Genomic DNA, 1,191 nt, shown 5'->3' with positions numbered 1-1,191 from the left:
GTGCCCCAGGCGAAATTCTCTGCGAGGCATCCCCCACCCCAACCCCTCCCCTCAAGGGGAGGGGCTAGGAAGGGCTAAGCATTCGACGCCCGCGTCAGGTTGAGGAACACATCCTCCAGATCGGGCTCCTTGGTCGACACATCGATGATCGCGAATCCGCCCTTTTGCACAGCGTCGAGCACCTGGCCGGCATTGGCGAGGTCCTTGCGATAGGTGATTTCGAGTACGCGATCGCCCTTCAGCTCGACTTTCTGGAAGCAGCTCGCCTGCGGCGTCACGGCGATGTCGCGATCGACAGTCACTTCGACCACCTTTTCCTGCGCCCTGCCGACCAACTCGCGGGTCGGCTCGTTGGCGATCACCTTGCCGTGATTGATGATCGCGATGCGATCGCACAATTGCTCGGCTTCCTCGAGATAATGCGTCGTCAGCACGATCGTCACGCCGCGCTCGTTGAGCTGGCGGACATAGGCCCAGAGCTGCTGGCGCAATTCGACATCGACCCCCGCGGTCGGCTCGTCGAGCACCAAAACGGGCGGCGAATGGACCATCGCCTTGGCCACCATCAACCGGCGCTTCATGCCGCCCGACAGGGTCCGCGAATAGGCCTTGGCCTTGTCCTCGAGATGCACCGCGCGGAGCAATTCCATCGAGATGCGCTTGTTCTTGGGCACGCCGTACAGGCCGGCGGTGATCTCCAGCGTCTCGAGCGGGGTGAAGAAGGGATCGAAGGTGATCTCCTGATTGACGATGCCGATCGAATATTTGGCGTTGCGCGGATGCTCGTCGATGTCGAACCCCCAGATCTCCGCCTTGCCGCCGGTCTTGTTGACCAGCCCGGCAAGGATGTTGATCAGTGTCGACTTGCCCGCGCCATTCGGCCCGAGCAGCCCGAACACCGACCCGCGCGGCACCTCGAAACTGACGCCGTCCAGGGCTTGCTTGCCCCCCGCATAGGTCTTGCAAAGCTGGTCGATTACGATCGCGGCGTCGGTCATGGTGGCGGACTTAGGACTGCGGAGGCGCAATCGCAATTCCTCCCCGGCACGGGGAGGGCGTTGGGGCTTTGGTTCGCCCCCGGCGAACCAAGATCGTGTCCGGGGGACACGATCTCGCCCCAGCGCGCTCGCGTAGCGAGTGGTGGAGGGGGCCCTCCACACCTACATCGCTTGGGGCCCGCCCCCTCCACCA

Annotated in this window: 1 protein-coding gene; it reads right to left on the bottom strand. The window is 63.6% G+C overall.

Annotation, left to right across the window (positions count from 1 at the left end; translation table 11 throughout):
- Nucleotides 1–74: 74 nt before the first annotated feature.
- On the bottom strand, nt 75–998 hold the full coding sequence (locus SAS01S_RS21955) for an ABC transporter ATP-binding protein (protein ID WP_066813384.1): 924 nt from the start codon (nt 996–998) through the stop codon (nt 75–77).
- Between the last annotated feature and the right edge of the window lie 193 nt (nt 999–1,191).

The organism is Sphingomonas asaccharolytica NBRC 15499 (assembly GCF_001598355.1).
Lineage (GTDB): Bacteria > Pseudomonadota > Alphaproteobacteria > Sphingomonadales > Sphingomonadaceae > Sphingomonas > Sphingomonas asaccharolytica.
The sequence above is the reverse complement of the archived record's forward strand: the minus strand, read 5'-3'. Positions and strand labels throughout refer to the sequence as shown.